The 18,081-nt window shown below is 52.5% G+C and carries 13 protein-coding genes and 4 riboswitches; of the genes, 12 read left to right on the forward strand and 1 reads right to left on the reverse strand.

Annotation, left to right across the window (positions count from 1 at the left end):
• Positions 1–58 precede the first annotated feature (58 nt).
• The 7 genes from ALO_RS19515 to ALO_RS19545 all read left to right on the forward strand — a co-directional run bounded on the left by ALO_RS19515 (position 59) and on the right by ALO_RS19545 (position 6,118).
• Positions 59–1,045 carry a sugar phosphate isomerase/epimerase family protein gene (locus ALO_RS19515; protein ID WP_238528344.1) on the forward strand — a complete coding sequence of 329 codons (987 nt, stop codon included), beginning with the start codon at positions 59–61 and terminating at the stop codon, positions 1,043–1,045.
• Positions 1,038–1,844, forward strand: coding sequence for a hypothetical protein (locus tag ALO_RS19520; protein WP_004099664.1), 807 nt, complete (start codon positions 1,038–1,040; stop codon positions 1,842–1,844). Before ALO_RS19515 ends, ALO_RS19520 begins: the two co-directional genes overlap by 8 nt.
• A 53-nt stretch (positions 1,845–1,897) precedes the next feature.
• A riboswitch (cobalamin riboswitch) is annotated at positions 1,898–2,079 on the forward strand.
• A gap of 98 nt (positions 2,080–2,177) precedes the next feature.
• Positions 2,178–3,116, forward strand: coding sequence for an ABC transporter substrate-binding protein (locus ALO_RS19525; RefSeq protein WP_004099665.1), 939 nt, complete (start codon positions 2,178–2,180; stop codon positions 3,114–3,116).
• Positions 3,113–4,123: a FecCD family ABC transporter permease gene (locus ALO_RS19530; protein ID WP_004099667.1), complete on the forward strand. Its 1,011-nt coding sequence runs from the start codon at positions 3,113–3,115 to the stop codon at positions 4,121–4,123. Before ALO_RS19525 ends, ALO_RS19530 begins: the two co-directional genes overlap by 4 nt.
• 5 nt (positions 4,124–4,128) lie before the next feature.
• A complete protein-coding gene (locus ALO_RS19535; protein ID WP_004099670.1) occupies positions 4,129–4,929 on the forward strand; it encodes an ABC transporter ATP-binding protein in 801 nt (266 codons plus the stop codon).
• On the forward strand, positions 4,926–5,684 hold the full coding sequence (locus ALO_RS19540) for a MotA/TolQ/ExbB proton channel family protein (RefSeq protein ID WP_004099672.1): 759 nt from the start codon (positions 4,926–4,928) through the stop codon (positions 5,682–5,684). Before ALO_RS19535 ends, ALO_RS19540 begins: the two co-directional genes overlap by 4 nt.
• On the forward strand, positions 5,681–6,118 hold the full coding sequence (locus ALO_RS19545; protein WP_004099674.1) for an ExbD/TolR family protein: 438 nt from the start codon (positions 5,681–5,683) through the stop codon (positions 6,116–6,118). The genes ALO_RS19540 and ALO_RS19545 overlap by 4 nt, the downstream gene beginning before the upstream one ends.
• Positions 6,119–6,140: 22 nt before the next feature.
• On the opposite strand, the gene ALO_RS19550 is transcribed toward ALO_RS19545, so the two are convergent.
• Positions 6,141–7,937: an ABC transporter ATP-binding protein/permease gene (locus tag ALO_RS19550; protein WP_004099676.1), complete on the reverse strand. Its 1,797-nt coding sequence runs from the start codon at positions 7,935–7,937 to the stop codon at positions 6,141–6,143.
• A gap of 199 nt (positions 7,938–8,136) precedes the next feature.
• Positions 8,137–8,320, forward strand: a riboswitch (cobalamin riboswitch).
• Positions 8,321–8,454: 134 nt separating this feature from the next.
• Here ALO_RS19550 and ALO_RS19555 point away from each other — a divergent pair.
• The 5 genes from ALO_RS19555 to ALO_RS19580 all read left to right on the forward strand — a co-directional run bounded on the left by ALO_RS19555 (position 8,455) and on the right by ALO_RS19580 (position 18,060).
• Positions 8,455–9,351 (forward strand): C1 family peptidase, encoded by an 897-nt coding sequence (locus ALO_RS19555; protein ID WP_004099678.1) that lies wholly within the window; start codon positions 8,455–8,457, stop codon positions 9,349–9,351.
• Positions 9,352–9,458: 107 nt separating this feature from the next.
• Positions 9,459–10,580: a hypothetical protein gene (locus ALO_RS19560; RefSeq protein ID WP_004099680.1), complete on the forward strand. Its 1,122-nt coding sequence runs from the start codon at positions 9,459–9,461 to the stop codon at positions 10,578–10,580.
• A 90-nt stretch (positions 10,581–10,670) separates the two neighbouring features.
• Positions 10,671–10,839: riboswitch (cobalamin riboswitch) on the forward strand.
• A gap of 249 nt (positions 10,840–11,088) precedes the next feature.
• Positions 11,089–11,271, forward strand: a riboswitch (cobalamin riboswitch).
• A gap of 394 nt (positions 11,272–11,665) precedes the next feature.
• Positions 11,666–13,063, forward strand: a complete 1,398-nt coding sequence (locus ALO_RS19570) for a hypothetical protein (protein WP_004099687.1) — start codon at positions 11,666–11,668, stop codon at positions 13,061–13,063.
• A gap of 60 nt (positions 13,064–13,123) precedes the next feature.
• A complete protein-coding gene (locus ALO_RS19575) occupies positions 13,124–17,401 on the forward strand; it encodes a TonB-dependent receptor domain-containing protein (RefSeq protein WP_004099689.1) in 4,278 nt (1,425 codons plus the stop codon).
• 65 nt (positions 17,402–17,466) lie between these two features.
• Positions 17,467–18,060 (forward strand): hypothetical protein, encoded by a 594-nt coding sequence (locus ALO_RS19580; RefSeq protein ID WP_004099691.1) that lies wholly within the window; start codon positions 17,467–17,469, stop codon positions 18,058–18,060.
• The last annotated feature ends 21 nt before the right edge of the window (positions 18,061–18,081 follow it).

The raw sequence follows: 18,081 nt of genomic DNA on the forward strand, positions 1-18,081 counted from the left end.
GGGAGGGTTATGGCATCATTTTCGAGAATTCTGTGCATAGATAATAAAATGGAGACGTATGATGCTGCAACTGGTAAACCTATCGAACTACAGCACTGACCTGGTCCTGATCCGCAACGACGCGGCTGAACTTCAAGCATTCTTACAGCGGAACGGTCTGGACGGCCTGGAAATGATGTTTTGTGATTCCTGGGACCCTTCTATTCATCGCCTGGAGTGGATCCACGGGGTGCATCTGCAGTTTTGGCCCAGTTGGCTGGATTTTTGGCGGGGGGATTATCAGGAGTTGCTGCGCCAGTTTGGCAGCCGGGCGAATATCATTGCCAGTTACGGCGGGCTGAAACGTGAGGACTGGCTGAACCGGCAGCGGGCCAATATCCGCCAGGCCAGAGAAGCTCAGGCTAAGTATCTGGTATGGCATGTCTGCCACAATCGTTTGGAAGAAATCTTTGACTGGCGGTTCAGCGCCTCGGACCGGGAGGTGGTGGATGGGGCCATTGAGGTAATCAATGAAGTGGCTGATGAAATTCCCGCTGACATGACCCTTCTGCTGGAAAATTTGTGGTGGCCTGGCATGACACTGCGGGACCCTGGCATAATTGCCCGTCTCCTTGAGAAGATCAGGCATCCCCGGCTAGGGATTATGCTGGACACCGGACACTTGATGAATACGAATCAAGACTTGAGAAGCCAAGCGGAAGGAATTGAGTATGTCCTGCATACCATTGACAGCCTTGGCGAATATAGCCGCTCTATCCACGGTATTCACCTGCACTACTCCTTGTCGGGACCCTATATCCGGCAAACCAGGGGCTGGAACCGTCAGTCTTGCAGCTTGGAAGAAAGCATCAGCCATGTGCTGAAAATCGACCAGCATCTTCCCTTCACCGACTCTCAAGTCTGCCGGATCTTGGACCGGGTTCGCCCCGAATGGCTGGTGCACGAATTTGTCCAGAAATCGGCCGGGGACTGGGAAGAAAAAGTGGTCAGGCAGCAGCGGGCTTTGGGCCTGCGACACCTGAAAGGAGATGAGACCCATGAATAAAAAATGGATGATTCGTTCGTTGATCTGCATAATCATCGGGCTGTCCTGCTTTGCTGGCACCGCAGCGGAGGTCCGGGCGGAAAGCAGGACTTTGACAAAAGATACGAAATTTCAGCCACAGGGCTGGAGCGTCGGTAACTTCATCAAGTTCCGGAAAGATACTGCCGTTCGCCTGAATGAACGGGAAGAAGTCGTTGCCGGGACTCTTGCCGAGGATACGCTGCTTCCGTTCCGGGGCTGGGACCGGGCGGCGGATGAAACGTATTATGTGGATGTTTACAGTGATGTAGGCTTTTACCGCTTTCACCGTTATCCGTTTGCTAACCGGAATTATACCGTAACCATCTCCGGCAGCAGTTATTTACTGTATAAAGGCGGTGCGGAGGTAATCTTCAGCGAGCAGGGAGATGTTATTGCCGGAACAATCGCTGAACGGGCAGCCATTCGTCTGGCCGCCGGCAAGTACGGTTTTGTTACACTCAAGAGCAATACTGAACTTGTATTTTATCCGTCGGGTGCGGTTTTAACCGGCACCTTGGATGAAGATACCTATCTTCGTCCGGTTGGCTGGGAAAAGCTTCTGTCAGGCGACGGTACCGCCGGATATGTCAAATTCAGCAAGGGCAAAACCGTGAAATTTAATGAAGCCGGCGAAGTAACCGCCGGCACGCTGAAAGAGGCTGCCGCCTTAATCGTTGAAACGGGAAGCCGCAAAACGTTTTCGCCCGGAACAAAGGTGGAATTCAGCCCTGCAGGCGCGGCGGCCAAAAGCGACAAACTTGAGATGACGATGCCTTGACGGGCTCACGTCAGGATGATACTATAAATCCAAAGAGTCGTTTCATTAACCGCAACCGCATAGGAAGAACAGGTGCCCTTGGGGCTTAATAGGGAAGACCGGTGTGATGCCGGCGCGGTCCCGCCACTGTAATGGGGAGCGAGTCCAGACGATGCCACTGGGATGCAAAGTCCTGGGAAGGCCTGGAGGAGCGAGGAACCAGAGCCAGGAGAACTGCCTGTTTGAAAATCACCGTTTTACCTACGAGCGATAGGGAGGGGATTGAACAGGATGTCTGTTTCATCCCGTCCGGATTGCCGGTCGGGATGTTTATTTTTCTTCGGAGGTTATGGGTTGAAGAAATACCTGTGGCTTGTTTCCCTGACACTAAGCTGCCTGTTTACTGCATATATGCTGATACAGCCGCCGGAGGCAATCCGCCTCCGGCAGACTGGTGGCGAAAGAAAGATCCGTGACTTTCTCGGACGTGAGGTATGGCTGCCGGTCAAAGCGCCCCAGCGGATTATTTCCCTGTCCCCCAGCAATACGGAAATTCTCTATGCCATTCAGGCCGCTGCGGCCCTGACCGCAGTAACCGAATACAGCGATTATCCGCCGGAAGCTCAAAGCAAGCCGCGAATCGGCAGCTATCACAGTCCCGATGTGGAGCGGATCATTGCCTTGCAGCCGGATGTGGTGCTGTCGGGAGGAAATTTTCATTACCGGACGATTCAGCAGCTGGAGCAGGCTGGCATTCCGGTGGTGGCGGTGGAACCCGGTACGATGCAGGAAGTGCTGGAGGCCATTCGATTAATCGGCGATGTGGCCGGCCGGTCCGGCGAGGCTGAGCGCGTAGTAGCGGCTTTGACCGGGAAAATGACCGGGATCCATCAGCTGATCCGTAGAGAACCGGCGAAAACCGTTTTCGTGGAGGTTTGGGATGAGCCGTTTATGACCATCGGGGGTAAATCCTATTTAAGCGATATTATCTCACAGGCAGGCGGCCTCAACGTGACCCGCAACAAACCTTACGATTATATGGCTTGCGATTTTGAAATGCTTTATGGCTTTAACCCTGACATCTATATCGCCGTCAGCCATGGCGGGCTGGGCAGAAAACTCAGGATGAGCCGGCATCCCTGGGTGCAGCGGTTGAATGCCATACAGGAACAGCGGATGTACTATATTTCCGACGACATCTTATCCCGGCCCGGCCCCCGCAGCTTTGACGGCTTGGAAGAGTTGGCTTTCATATTGCATCCGGACCTCATGAAGGATTGGAAACGTAAATGATGACAGCGGCAAAAAATTATTGGATTCTGGCCGGATCTTTCCTGGCCCTCGCAATGGTAGTCCTGCTGGTCTTGATGATCGGCTCCGCCCGGATTCCGGCGGGTGAGGTATATGCCGTAGTGATGCACCGGATATTCGGATTGGTAACCGCAACCGTGGACCCCTCCCTGGAAGTGATTGTCTGTGATATCCGCTGGCCCCGTCTGGCCCTGGCCATAGTGGCCGGCAGCGCTTTGGCGGCTTCCGGCGCCGTATATCAGACCTTATTCCGCAATCCTTTGGCCGATCCGTATATACTCGGCGTTTCTTCCGGCGCCGCCTTGGGGGCTGCTTTGTCCATTGCCTTTTTTCAGTCGGCCTTTCTGACGGTGTTCGCGTTTATGGGCGGCTGCGGGGCGGTGGCGGTGGTATATGCCCTGGGACAGCGCTGGCATAGCCGGGATTCCCGGCAGCTTCTGCTGGCGGGGATTGCCCTAGGAGCCATGCTGAACGCTTTTCTCAGCTGTATTATGGCGGTGTTTACCCAGCAGCTCCATGCCATCGTTTTCTGGCTGATGGGCAGTCTGGCCAATCCGGTGGACAACCTGGCAGCCCTGGCAGGTTTGGTGCTGTGCGGCATACTGGTTTTAATGATTTTTGCCGGTGATCTGGACGTGCTGTTGACCGGGGAAGAATCAGCCAAGCTCCTGGGTGTGAATGTAACTCAGGTACGGGCTGTATCTCTGGCGGCCACTACTCTTTTAACCAGCATTGTGGTGGCGGTCATCGGTATCATCGGCTTTGTGGGACTGATCGTGCCGCATCTGGCCCGCAGCTTTGTCGGGCCGGGGCATAAACTGCTGCTGCCGGTCAGTGCTGTCTGGGGCGCTATTCTTCTGCTGACAGCCGATGCCATAACCCGGTACTTTACCAGCTTGGTGACGATTCCGGTAGGAGTGGTGACCGCCATGCTGGGCGGACCCTTCTTTTTATATGTACTATTATCCCTGGGCGATAGCAAGAGGTGATGAACATGACGGATAAGCTGCTGACAGTTGATGACTTGAGCGCCGGCTATGGCAATCAGCCGCTGCTGCACAATATCTCCTTTTCCTTGGAACCGGGGGAGACTTTAAGCATCATTGCGCCTAACGGCGCCGGCAAGTCCACCCTGTTAAAATGTATCACCGGCCTGCTGCCGCTCATGGCGGGCGGCATCCAGCTAAAGGGGAAGCCTATGACTGCCTGGTCCCGGCGAGAGCTGGCCCGGATGATAGCCATGGTGCGGACCGAAGAAACTGAAAATCCCTTTCCAGCGGAGCAAGTGGTGCTTATGGGCCGCTACGCCCATATTCCCCGCTTTTCACCGCCATCATCCGATGACTGGGCGATTGTCCGGACGGCCATGGAACAAACCGGCATCTGGCACAAGCGTCAGGCTGTCATGGCTGAACTGAGCCAGGGTGAAAAACAGAAAGTTCTGATCGCCCGGGCCATTGCCCAGTGCCCGGACATCCTGCTCCTGGATGAACCTACGTCCCACCTGGACGTGGCCAATCAGTACATTATCCTGTCCATGATCAAAAAGCTGGCCCAAGAGAGGCGGACGGCCATCCTGGCTGTAATCCACGATATCAACCTGGCCTTGCAGTTCAGCACACGGCTGATGATCATCCATAACGGACAAATCGCAGCTATAGGCAGCGGTGATGAGATATTGGCCAGCAATGTGCTGGAGTCTGTTTACGGCATTCCGTTTCAAATTTTGCGGCATAACCGGGTGGCTTATGTCCACGCCTATAGTGAAATGAATTATGGGGGAATAGGCTCATGAGAAAATTAAACCTGGGAAGTTTATATCTGGGAAAACTAAACTGGAAAAAACTCAATTGGAGAGAGCTAAACCGCCTACAACGCTGCGGAATTCTGGCTTTTGCCGCTCTAATAGTCACGGGCATCGTTTTTACTGACTTTTTTATACAGATATTTACCGTATTTCACAAAGGCGGCCTGGTGATGTATCCGCTCTTGCTATGTTCCATCCTGACGGTGGCCATTGCGGTAGAACGTTATTACCCTTATAAGCGAGCATCTGACGACGGGGCGGTTTTTCGCAAGGCACTGGCGACGCTGGTGATGGCAGAACAGTGGGAACAGGCGGCAGAGCTTTGTCGGTCTGACTCAAGCGCCGGCGCTTACATCGCCAAAACCGCGATTTCCCTCCGTCACAGCCGGCATCTGGTGGAAGGCAGCCTGGAAAAGGTTGCGGCTCAGCAAGCCGCTAAACTGCGGGAGAGATTAAGCTATCTGGAGACCATTGTAACCATGTCGCCGTTGTTGGGGCTTTTAGGCACAGTTGTGGGTATGATCCAGTCCTTTAGCGTAATGAATATCCGGGAGGGACAACCCTATGCCATTACCGGCGGCGTAGGGGAAGCTCTGATCGCCACGGCCACCGGCCTGTGCGTGGCCATCCTGGCCCTGGTGGTGCATACAGTCTACCAGCAGTGGCTGGACCAGGTGATTACCGACATGGAAGAAACCGGCTGGCTGGTCCTTGAGGCTCTCCAACGGGAGGGATCAGAGTGAGATTACGCTCTCAGCGCCAGGAAGGACAGCCAAAGCTGATGATCATTCCCATGATTGACATCATGTTTTTTCTGTTGGTATTTTTCATGCTCAGCACCCTCTACATGGTAGAACAGCGTATTTTTCCGGTGTCATTGCCTCAGGCCACCACGGCCAAACTGGATATGCAGAAGCAAATACCCATTACCGTTGCCGCTGACGGCAGAATTTGGCTGGAGCAGGAAGAGATTCCCCGGTCTCTTTTGGGTGAGCGTGTTAAAGTGGAAATAGGCCGCAACCCGGAGACTCTGTTTATTCTGCGGGCCGACAAAAAAGCGGAATACGGCGAGGTTGTCAGTGTCCTGGATGAATTAAAGCATCATGGCGTCAGACGGGTCAGTGTGGCTACCGAAGCCAAGCCGGGGACCGCTGAAACGGCCCCTGACCGGACGTAAATATTCGATCTCTGATCCAACGTCAAGTGCGTGAAAGTGAACAGTTCCTGCGGCAATCATTGTTTAACGCCGGACGCAGCCCAAATTCGGACCGAGTTTCTGTACTCGATCCGAATTTGTCTATGGGAGCGAGCCGCCAGCCGCCGGCGCTGTCGACAGTCAGGTTAAGGGTATGATAAGAGCGCAGCGCCTCCCGGTGGCCGACACTGACTACTGTAAGGCCGGCAATGTTTTCTTCCAGCGATAGGTAGAGATGCCGCTCGGTTTGCAGGTCCAGGCTTGCCGTGGCTTCATCCAGAAACAGCCAGGCTGGGCGGCGGAGCAGTGCCCGGGCAAAGGACAGGCATTGCTGCTCACCTAAAGACATGATTTTACCCCAATCATCCGCCTTGTCCAAATGACCAATCAACCGTGACAGGCGACAGATATCCAATATTTCATACAGCCTGGCATCAGACGCCGCTAACGCCGGCGCGGGATAGAGCAGCGCCGCCCGCAGGGAACCCGGCGGGATGTAAGGCTTTTGCGGCAAAAACAGCATGGTATGATTCTCCGGTTTAATGATGGCGCCTGTGAGATAGGGCCAGACACCGGCTATCGCCCGAATTAGAGTGGTTTTGCCGCAGCCGGCCGGCCCGCTGATCAAAAGGCGGTCCTGAGGCTGCAAGTCCAGAGTTAAATTTTTCAATACAGCTTGATTCGATTGAGACCATATTGTGAGGTTTTTCAGTTTTAGATGATTCTTCGGCGTATAGGTGATAACGCCGCAAGGCCTGGTTGAATGACGCACCTCAGACATTTTCCGACTGAATGTTTCCAGGCGGGAAGCAACCGCCTTCCAGCGGGCGAATGTCCCGAAACTGTCGATCAGATAGGACAAGGCAGAGTGGACGTACCAGTAGGCCCCCGATATTTCAAACAACTGGCCGAGCTGGATTTCATGGTTAAAATAGCGGGGAGAGGCTGCCAAAAAGGCAAAGACCACAGAGATTTGCATATATGCCGCCGATACCAGGGTCACTGACCGGGTAGAATCTGTGATACGGCGATAATTTCGCATAATCTCCTGAAAATGGAAGATGAGACTCGTTCTCTCACTGACTTCTCCCTGGTATAAAGCCACACTTTCATCGTATTCCTTAATGCGGCCGAGACAAGAACGAAATTCGGCCTCATGGGTTTGCTGCCTGATATTGTAAACGAAAAGCGGCCGCCCGATGCGTACGGTCAGACAGGTGCCGGCAATGGAGTACAGCAGGGCCAGCCAAAAGAGATAACCGGATAAATGAATAGTATAATGGGCGATGGCAAGCGTCACCACCCCTGACAATTGCCAGAGAATCGCCGAAAAAACCAGCAGCGTCACCAGATGGCGCAGCAGACCCGCCGCTAAATCCAGGCTATGGGTGACAAAAAGCTGGATATCCTCGCTGATATGCTGCTCGGGATTAGGTGTGGAGCCTGCCAGATTTAACTGGTAATAAGTAAGATTGCGCAGCCACAGGTCAATATACTTGTCAGTAAGCCAGCGGCGCCAGCGGATGTTGAGCAGCATCCGCATATAACTTTGGTAACCGGAGGCCATAACCAAGACGGCCGAGAAGCCGAGAAACTGCAGTAAACTTTTTATAAATCCCGGCAAATCATATTGCTGCAGGCAGTCGTAGAAGCTGGCCTGCCATTTATTTAAGAGCATATTCAGTACGACAAGAATGATAGTACAGGCTGTAACGAGAAAAGTCAGCGCCCATGCCTGCAGTCGATTGCCGCCAAGCCAGTAGGATAAAGCTAAACGACTGATCCGCGGTTCTGCCGGCAAGCGTTGGTCCCCCCTTCGCAAATGTGGAAGCATGTAATTATATGGTGGACGACGCCGTGGTAGAACGGGCCGATGCCAGACGGTATTGCCAAGTATCGGACTGATTGGAGAAACTGTCGAGATTGACAAAATTATCCACGTGTGTTATCATTACATTTAGAAAATACAGAAAAATTTTTGGCTTTCAACAAAAACAGAATATTACTATTTTGATACAGGTGCCCGCAAGGGCCTAACAGAAAAGCCGGTTCAAAACCGGCGCGGTCCCGCCACTGTAACGGGGAGCAAAGCCATGATTGAGCCACTGAGACCGATTGTCTTGGGAAGGTATTGGCAGAGTGATGATCCGGAGCCAGGAGAACTGCCTGTATAGCAATCACCGTTTGACCTGCGAGCGACAAGGGAGGGGATTCCGATAGACTTTTGCTGCACATATGCCGGCAGCTGCCGGACAGCAAGAAACCTTCCTTTAAGCAATCAAGGGAAGGTTTCTTTTATTGAGAGGAGAGGGTATTGCATGAAACTAAAAGTCATCCTGCCTGACGGCAGAAGGGTGGGGACGGGCTGGCTGCCGTCCCTGCCGGACCTGCGGGATTATACCGAGTGCCACCCCAAGCTGGCCAAACCGCTGCACAAGTTAAGGGTGGATGATGTCACACCCCTGCCGGATAAGGCGGATCTCAGGCAGTGGTGCTCCCCGGTGCAGAATCAGGGCGAACTGGGGTCTTGCACCGCCCAGGCAGCGGCGGGTATCATCGAATATTTTCAGAAGCGGGCCTTTGGCAAATATCTTACCGCATCCCGGTTGTTTATCTATAAAAACGCCCGCAATCTTCAGGGAGTGACCGGCGACACCGGCTCCTACATCAGGGATACTATGGGCGCCCTGGCCTTGTGCGGCGTACCGCCGGAAAACTACTGGCCCTATACCGACCGGGACCCGGCCTTTGACCGGGAGCCCACCTCTTTTGTCTATGCGGTAGCCGACAACTATGAGGCTCTGCAGTACTTTTGCCATGACGCTGTAGGTACGAATGTCTCAACCGCCGATGTGCTGTGCAGCGTGAAAAAATATCTGACTGCCGGCGTGCCGGCCATGTTCGGTTTTTACGGCTTCGCCTCCTTCGACAAGACAGACCTGCCCGGCGGCATTCCCTACCCCGGTCCGGACGAGCAGGCCCAGTGGGGTCATGCTATTACTGCCGTTGGCTATGACGATGCCAAGATCATCAAAAATAACCGCTATGACCAGGAAACCCGCGGGGCGCTCCTGATCCGCAACTCCTGGGGCAGCGCCTGGGGCGAAGATGGATACGGCTGGCTGCCCTATGCCTATGTGCTGAATAAGCTGGCCACGGATTTCTGGTCGCTGTTGAATATGGAGTGGCTGGAAACCGGCCAGTTCGGCCTGTAGGGATTGGCCGGGCAGAAGCGGGAAGTAAGCTGACCAGGGAGGAAAGGCTGTAAATATGGCCGGCGAGGGAAAACAGCTTTGCTATCAGGCGGCAGGAGGGGAATTCTATGAGCTTGGTTGACTGGTTCGCCAATTTGTTTGTACAAGAAGCCAAACATTATGTTTTTACGCCGGTGGTCTCCGATGCGGAAAAGCTTGTATTCCGGGAAGGGCAGCACTATTTTCGCCTGCGCCTGGCCGAAATGTTCCTGAAAGATGACCGGAAGCTCTTTCGCAAGGCTGTGCCAGTGGTTTCCTCGGTCGTCAGCCTGCAGTTCGGCGCCAGCGCCGCTCAACAGCTGCCCAACGTGGCCGGCCCGTTGGCCTTGAATCTGAATGAAAACTCTCTGGGAAAAGGGGTGCAGCTTAATTACTCCCTGACCAACCTGGTGCCCTATCGCGGCGGCAATGTGTCGATCAGCGCCGCTTTGCTGGCCTATGTCAGCAAAGATTATTTTTCCGCCTTCCTCAACCTGGCCAACAGCATTGCCGGACAACTGACCATCGGCCAGCTGTCTGCCGCTCTCAAAGTGGTGGGCAGTGTGGCCGGCGCGCTGCAGGACCTCCTGGACAGCGGCGACAAGGAGGTCCGCCTGGTGTACCATAATGAATACGCCGGTACGGACGATTTGGGGGGAGTCTCGCTGCAAAGCGGCTACTTTGCCGTCATTGGCGCCCAGGCCGGCAAATTTAACCCGGAAAAGCTGCTGGTAAAGAATTCGCAGCTTTATATCGGCGATGACCGGCAATCGGCCAAGCCCCTCGCCGGCTATGATTATATGCTGTTCGGCGTGGAAGCGGCCCTGTACCGGGACGATTTCCGCTATTTCAGTGAATACAACAGTCTGCTTTATGCCGCCATCGAAAAGGGCATGCTCGACAAAGCCGAGGGTGATGCCGTGATTCGGGCCGGCATGTTGGCTGTATTTAAATCAGATGATCTGACCTATGTGGACAAAACGCGGGTAGCGGCCGCGCTCAAAGCCGAGTATGAGGAGCGGCTCTCCCAACTGCTCAAAGCGAAAAACCTGCTTATCCCGGATGATCAATGGCTGAACAGCCGGGCCCTGGCGATCAATCCGGAAGCGACTGAACGGAAGATTGCTCCCGTGCTGGCCAACAAGCAATTGGATGATGTCGCCATTGCCGATACTATTTTAGAGATGGTCGTGAAAGGCGAAATAAGCTGATCAACGAAATATATCGAAATCATCCCTGAAGGCAGCTCGGACCAGGATGACGCCAACTCAGGAAGAAATCGAACGAACGCGCTGGTCGCTAGTATTTACTAATTCAGGCATCCGGCGTCAGGCCGGATTAAAAGGGCAGTCCGGTGTGATTCCGGCACTGCCTTGCAGCTTTGAAGGAGAGCCATATTTCTGCAAGCCTGCCAGGGAGGAATATGGCAATGACCCTAAGTCAGAGTACTGCCTGATTTTTAGTATCCGTACAGCCTGCGATGAACAGGTCTGGGATTAAGAACACTCGCAGGCGTAAGACAGCTATGAGCTGGGATATGACTGGAGACTGGTTAAGGTGAGTTTTTCTACCCGACAGCCTAAGGGGGATTCTTGACCCGGCACTGACAGCAGGCAGCTTTAGTAAAAGATAAAGCGTCGATTGTTCCGCCGGACGGAATCGTCGACGCTTTTATTCTATCTGCGTCGTATATCGCATATCATGAGAAAGTGATGATAAATGAATATCGTTGGGATAGGCGCCCTACGGGGCTTAATAGGGAAGACCGGTGAAAAACCGGCGCGGTCCCGCCACTGTAACGGGGAGTGATTTCGCAGTATGCCACTGGAGCCTTTGGCTTTGGGAAGGCGCGGGATTGCTATGAACCGGAGCCAGGAGAACTGCCTTATCCAGCAATCGCCGTTTTACCCACGAGGTATGGGGAGGAGATTACGCAAAGACCAAGGCCGGATTCTGCTGGGCTAGCGTAACCCTACTCCCTAAAAGGGAGTTTTTTTATTACAGAACGCAATTGACGCACCACTATCATCGGCGCAGGCGTTGTAGTCTCGACGACGGTATTGACATTACCGTCCATGTGATAGCGAAAATAAAACAATAAGCAGCAACGGGGACAGCACAATTGAGCCTGTTCGTCTTGGCCGGACGTGATAAGGATGTCCGGGCAGGCTGCAATAGGAATTCGTACCAGGGAGGTGGGGGATTTTCCAATGGACAATAAGGAAAAGTCCTCAGCAGCCGACAGGCTGTTGAAGGTCGCAAGGTAAGAAAATAAAAATAGAAAGAGGTGTTTAGTGTGTCAACGGTAATCGCAACGTTTTACAATTTTGGCATAAGTCCTGCAGCCGGCCGTGTCAGATTAATTTCCTCATCCGGCTCTACGCCGGCCGTTGTCAGTGGCTCGGGTGCGAACCTTGCCACTACTGACCCTATCGCTTTTTATTTCAATGGCGGCAGCAGCATCGGTACTAGGGTATTGATAGTAGAAAGGCGCTATGATTCAAGCTTTGTGCAGATTTTCTGCTATCTGTCCGTATATGATCCCAGCAATTGGACGCAGACAGTAGCGCCTAATTTAACAACGCCCTATCAATACAGCGATAATACAGACCTACTTAATATTTACAGCATCAACTCCCCAGATGGTGCTAACGCGGGTACGCTCTTTGGTGCTGACTATTCTGCCGGCAGAGTGTTCAAACTTGTGCATGGTGTGAGCGGCGCTGCGGAAACCCTGACGCTAGCTTCCGATTATTATCAACTTACCGCAACAGGATCAGGCGCTTCAGCTTATAGCGTAGATACGGTGTTCAATACCGAATCATCGGTCGATTATATTTACGCCGTAGCTCAGCAATATGCGGTTTCGCCTCCTGGCAGTTCTGATCCCAGTGATTACACTTATTTCAATAGCATTATCGTTAAACTCAGCGCTTCTAATTTAGCTAGTGTAGTCGATGGACCGGATGCAACCCTAGCGCCGAATGTTTTCGAGCTTCAGCTTTACGGTGGCAATCTTTATGCAGCCGCTCTGGGCGGGCCGCAATGGAATAGCACCCCCATTGTATGGAATCAGGCATCCCGCATTCAAAGAGTGACTCCCGCAAACCTTGCGGTAACCAATCTTGTCCGTCCAGCCAATTCTTCGGAAACTACTGCTAATGACGACAAATTCGATATCCGTTCGCTGGCGATTCTTTCCGATGGCACTGCCTATATTTTGACTGGTTCCTATAATGGATCTTTTGCTTTTTCCGGTCGTTTGTGGGTAGCTGAAATAGGTGATTTGACCGGAGATGCACTATTGTCGAATGTTGCGCAGCTACTCACGAATAATGCTAATATTTCAAACGTTTTTGGCTATTTGTGGGCGTTGTTGCCTGCTGATGACATTAGCAAAGTTTGGGGCATGCTGGGGGACAATCTTGGCATCTATGATGTAGATGGTATTGCTTCCGGTACAAGTGCAGTTTCGGCGGGTACGGCATCTGAATGGGGTGCTGCCGGCAGTCCGACATTCAACGCGATTGCGTTGGCGATGCCAGCCATTACGCGCCGCCTAAAAGCAGGGACTGCGCCTGCTTCCATCAAATCGGTGCGGGGTTTTGTACATCCGCTGCTGGTTTCCCGCGCTGGCGTGAAACCGGAAGATTTTGAAGCATTTGTTAAAGCGTATACTGCTAAAAAATATTAAGCTCTAATGCAAGGGGCGGAAACTCCGCCCCTTCTTTACCGTTTAGGAGGAAGGATTTTTTTGAGCAGAAAGCATTGTAAAAAACGCATGGCCAACGCCCTTAAGGTATGTTCGTTCGCATTTATACTTCATCCTTTTTATACAGTGTCATGTTATGCTGCTTTAGAATTAGTTGGAGAAACGGCTAATTACACAAACTGGGGCAGCGGTGGCCCGTGGAAAGTTAAAGCTATCAGCGAAAATGAGCAGATTTATACCACCTATGCTATCGCTAATCAGGGCAAAGCTATAGGACAAGCCCAATATAATGCGAATATTACGATTGACAATGGCGGCCTTTGGCGGCCTTTGGATCGTAACGGAACGGTTAATGTGAATGCCTTAACCATGCTGTCGGGTTCGACGATTGATTTTGCTTATAAATACAGTGCCGCAAATAGTTATACTGAAGCAAACGGTTATGACCCATGGTCTGTAGCCACTGCAAGCAGCACTGCTCGCATCCTAAAAATAAACAATGGAAATTTTGAAGGCAACATTAATTTCCGTATCAATCTAGGAACCAGAACTTATGACCCGTCAACTGGCGGTTATGTTGGTGCTGGTGAAACTATCGTATTGAATAATCCGACAGTTATTAATCAGGAATCATATCCGACAGTACATATTAATATTGAATATATTATGAACAAGGATTTTGGGGCAGGTAATGACAGTACTTTCTCTTGGGCAAATCAGACGGCGGCATTGCTGGAAGGTCAAGTTACTGGTGTATTTGAAATTTCTAATTCTGATACTGCGAATATGGATAAATTTGTTGTAGCAGGAGAAGCAATCAATCAAGTAGACGGAGCATTGAACAAATATATCATTACAACTGAATTGTTAGATGATGGAAGCGGAAATGAATATAACAGAAGCTATTCCGTCTACTGGAGTGCCAAGCGCCAAGGATATTTATCCCAGGGGGCTTACTCCGCCGCCAACGCGGCCCTCTCGACGCGCAACCTGTGGCGGATTGAGGACGGCCTGTTCTGGAAGCGCGGCGACGACCGGCGGTTCGTCAACCGCAGCATAGCCAAGGACGATTTCGATCGGCGGGAAGGCGTGTGGGTCAATACCTGGCGGGGGAAATATACCTATGACGGTATTCAGGATTCCACTTTCGGCCAGACCTACAGCGGCATTCAGGTCGGCTACGACAAGCTGCGGGACCGGGAACTGCTCGGCGGCAAGCTCTATACCGGGCTGTTCTTCAGCAAGATGACCTCCGGCGCCGATTTCAGCGCTCAGAATGCCGGCGGCGCGGATTACAACAGCGGCAGAGGCGATTTGGACAGCGACGGGCTCGGCGCATACATGCTCTGGGTAGGCGACAAAGGACACTATTTGGATACCACTGTGCGCTGGAGCACCATCGATAATGCCAATACCTATACCGATTCCTTCGGTGACAGCTACAAGAAGGATTTTATCGCCCAAACCTACGGCATCGGCGCCCGTTACGGCCTGCGGATCGATAAAGGGAGCGGCTGGTTTATGGAACCGCAAGTCGGCCTTTCCTACGGTGTGATGCGCTCCTTCGACTTCCGTCTGGACAACGGTCTTCGCTATCAACAAGATAAAATGGATATGCTGCTTGGCCGCGCCGGACTGTCCATCGGTAAAAGCTATGGGCAGGGCGAGCACAAAGGTGAAGCGTATCTCAAGCTGTCGGCTAACCATGACTTCATGGACGGCGGCAACGCCATGTTCTATGCCATGCAGAACAGCGCGAATCCAGACACTGCCCAGAATGTGTTGGCCTCGCAAAAGGTGGATACCCTGGCCGGCAAGGACACCTGGTATGATGTGACACTGGGTAGCAGTTTCAAGTTGAGCGGCAGCAGTGACGGCTGGCTGGAGGTCAACAGATCCTTCGGCGGCAAGGTCGATACCGACTGGCAGATCAACGGTGGCATCGCCTGGGGCTGGGGCGGCCCGTCCAAAGCCAAAAAATCGGAAGCAGTGAATGCTGCCGATCGAAGCTTGTTTACGGACACTGTAAACACCGCGGGTATCACGGCTGCAGATGCTGCTGCCGGCAAAGAGACAACCAGCAATTTGCCTGAGGGTAATGCTCCACCGCAGCAGCCGAATGCAGCCAACCGTGCTAGTAGTAATGCTGACACCGCAAACGCTGATGAAAACCCCGCGGTAGGCGGCACGAACAGTCCAGAGGCAGCCGGTGCGCTGCAGCAGGGAGATTTTGACGGGTTTACCTGGGCCCCGCTGGTCGTTGAAGCGGATCGCCCGGACTGGGAGAAAAAGCTGTCTCCGGGTACGGTATCCGTAATTGAACTACCCCAATACGAGGGTGAGCACAAGACGCTGGGCGATCTGCTGCAGACGGTGCCGGGCATCCATATCGACAAGCTCTCCGGCGGCGCCGGCCACTACACAACGGTGCGGGTGCGCGGCTCTTCGGCCAGCCAGGTCAATATCTACGTGGATGGCGTTTTAGTGAATACCGGCAGCGAACAGGCCGTTAACCTCGAAAACCTCAACATCGACAATGTCGAGCGGATCGAAGTCTACCGCGGCTACATCCCGGCCCGCTTCGCCGGCGCGGCCATGGGCGGCGCGATCAACATTGTCACGAAAAAGCCGGACAAAACTGGCGGCAAGGTCAGCTATGGCCTGCGCTCATTTGGCGGGCAGAAATTCAACCTGGAAACAACGGCTCCGATGGGTGACGGCAGTCTGCTTTTCGCGATGAATCGGGAAGAGGCCACAGGTGACTTTAAGTATTATAAACTCTATACTACTTATGCTAATGACAGTCCAACCTATCCACGAAACCGTTGGCGTCAGAATAATGGTTATGAAAACAACGATATCCTCGCCAAATGGCAGGATGACAACTGGTTTGTCAAGCTCAACTATATCAATAATTCGACCCATACGCCGCAAACCGTCGACTCCTATCTGGCGGATTTGCCGAAACAATACTGGCCGGATTCCTTTAATGATGAGCAACAGGCCATACGCAACGGCACGGTGGATACGGAAAAGACCGAGCTGTCCTTCGGCCACCGGCAAGAGACCGGCAATGTGGAATGGGGCTGGAAGCTGGGCACGGTACATCAGGACAAGCAAACGTTATGGACCAAATATGAGACCGGCAACCGGGGTTTCGTCCTTGGCACCAATACCTTTCGCAATGATTCCTATAGCGCTTCCGTTGACGGCACCTGGAAGATGGGTGAAAGTCACCTACTGGAATTTCTGACCACCGCCAGCAAGGAAACTATGAAGGTAAATTTTTCAGCCGACCAGTATTCTGATCCAGAATGGAAAGGCTATGAGCATTTGTTCCTGCCGGAATACGATATGAGCAATTACTATTTCCAAGTTCAGGATACTATGAAACTGGACGACAGAGGCAGCTTGGCTTTTACGCCGCTGGTGCGGGCGCAAAAATCGAATATCGGTATTGATGTCATGGAAGGGGAAGGCTGGCTGTACAGCTATAACCTTGGCCTTAAGAAAAAATGGAATGATCAGTGGACGACTTGGGCCACCTATGGCACCTATCACAGACTGCCAAGCTGGTATGAGGTGTTTGGCGACGGTGTCAACCTTCAGAGCAGATGGTATAGGGGCAATAGAGGCAAAGGCGAAGCTTCATGGAGTCCGGAAGTTTTTGCGGAGCACGGTAAGAATTGGGATGTATCCGTCAATCGAAACGGCCAGCTGTTCGGCGTGGACAACGACACTACCTTGACTTATTTTAATCGCAAGTCAGAAAATCTGATGACCACCGCCTTTAATCCCTTGACCGGCGCGACCTGGTACACGAACTATGGCGCCGGCGAGATTCAGGGTTTTGAGCTCAGCAATGAGATGCATTGGCAACAATTTGATTTTACTTTAAGCACGACCTGGCAGGACTCCTTGATTACCAAAGGGTTTAAGGCTTATGATAATACGAGCAATGCTGCATGGCAGGGACAGCCTTTCCCCTGGACACCGGAGTGGGCGGCCAACGCCAGGCTGGATTATCGGTTCCCCGGCGATAAACTCAGCGTCTTTGGCGAATACAACTGGACGGACAAACTAAGCTGGCTTAATAATGCCGGTACGGCTGCGTACTATGAGCCAATGGGAATATTTAATATCGGTATGAAATATAGCTTTGATAAGCAGTTCAAACTAAGTACCGGTGTTAATGATATCGCCAATCAGGGACCTAAGCAGCTCATGCGTTATTTACAGAGTGATCATTTTGACAAGGGCAATGTTGCCTATCCACAACAGGGAAGAACCTATTACATGACCGCGGAATACTCATTCTGATGGTTGCTTCGTGCGGCAGTGCTTTATTTGCTGCCACACGGACAAATCAATAAGGAGTGGCTAGGATGGATGCTAAGCGTAATTTGCTGATTCTTAAACTGGATCTTCTCGACAATATGCGGGAATTTGATACGATCCGGCAAGCGGTTGCACAGGTGGCCGCAGGCCTGGTGACAGTGAGTGCTGCCGGCTGCGAACAGCCGGAGGACGTTATTGCAGCCGTTACTGACGGCAAGCCGGACTGGGTCCACATCATTGGCCGCAGCAATGACAAGCAATTGATTTTTTCCGGCGGCAAAAAGGCGGAAAGCAAATGTGACCGCATTCAGTTGGTAAAAAATTTGCGGGGGGCAACACCGGCTCTTCAATTAATTACGCTGAACAGTAAGCTGGACAATCGGGATTTGAGGAATATGGGCCGGCTCTATGTCATGATCGGTATGGAAAATGGCTATAATCCCATAGCTTCCCGCATGTTTATGCCGCGTTTTTACGCCAATATCTGTTCAGGCATGCCACTGGCGCCTGCCGCCAAAGCCGCCATTGAAGATACTCAGCAGGAAGTGGTTCAGCACGGCGGTATACCGTCCATGTGTTTCAGCCGCATTATTGATCCGGAAACGTTTACGTTTTTGCCGAGAGAAACTGTCATGAATTAGCAGCGGGCTGGTCGCCTGGCA

The organism is Acetonema longum DSM 6540 (genome assembly GCF_000219125.1).
Lineage (GTDB): Bacteria > Bacillota > Negativicutes > Sporomusales > Acetonemataceae > Acetonema > Acetonema longum.

Excerpts from the sequence above, each read along its gene's own strand:
- ALO_RS19515 (WP_238528344.1), top strand. The coding sequence starts at position 59 with ATGATGCTGCAACTGGTAAACCTATCGAACTACAGCACTGACCTGGTC.
- ALO_RS19520 (WP_004099664.1), top strand. The coding sequence starts at position 1,038 with ATGAATAAAAAATGGATGATTCGTTCGTTGATCTGCATAATCATCGGG.
- ALO_RS19530 (WP_004099667.1), top strand. The coding sequence starts at position 3,113 with ATGATGACAGCGGCAAAAAATTATTGGATTCTGGCCGGATCTTTCCTG.
- ALO_RS19535 (WP_004099670.1), top strand. The coding sequence starts at position 4,129 with ATGACGGATAAGCTGCTGACAGTTGATGACTTGAGCGCCGGCTATGGC.
- ALO_RS19540 (WP_004099672.1), top strand. The coding sequence starts at position 4,926 with ATGAGAAAATTAAACCTGGGAAGTTTATATCTGGGAAAACTAAACTGG.
- ALO_RS19555 (WP_004099678.1), top strand. The coding sequence starts at position 8,455 with ATGAAACTAAAAGTCATCCTGCCTGACGGCAGAAGGGTGGGGACGGGC.
- ALO_RS19560 (WP_004099680.1), top strand. The coding sequence starts at position 9,459 with ATGAGCTTGGTTGACTGGTTCGCCAATTTGTTTGTACAAGAAGCCAAA.
- ALO_RS19580 (WP_004099691.1), top strand. The coding sequence starts at position 17,467 with ATGGATGCTAAGCGTAATTTGCTGATTCTTAAACTGGATCTTCTCGAC.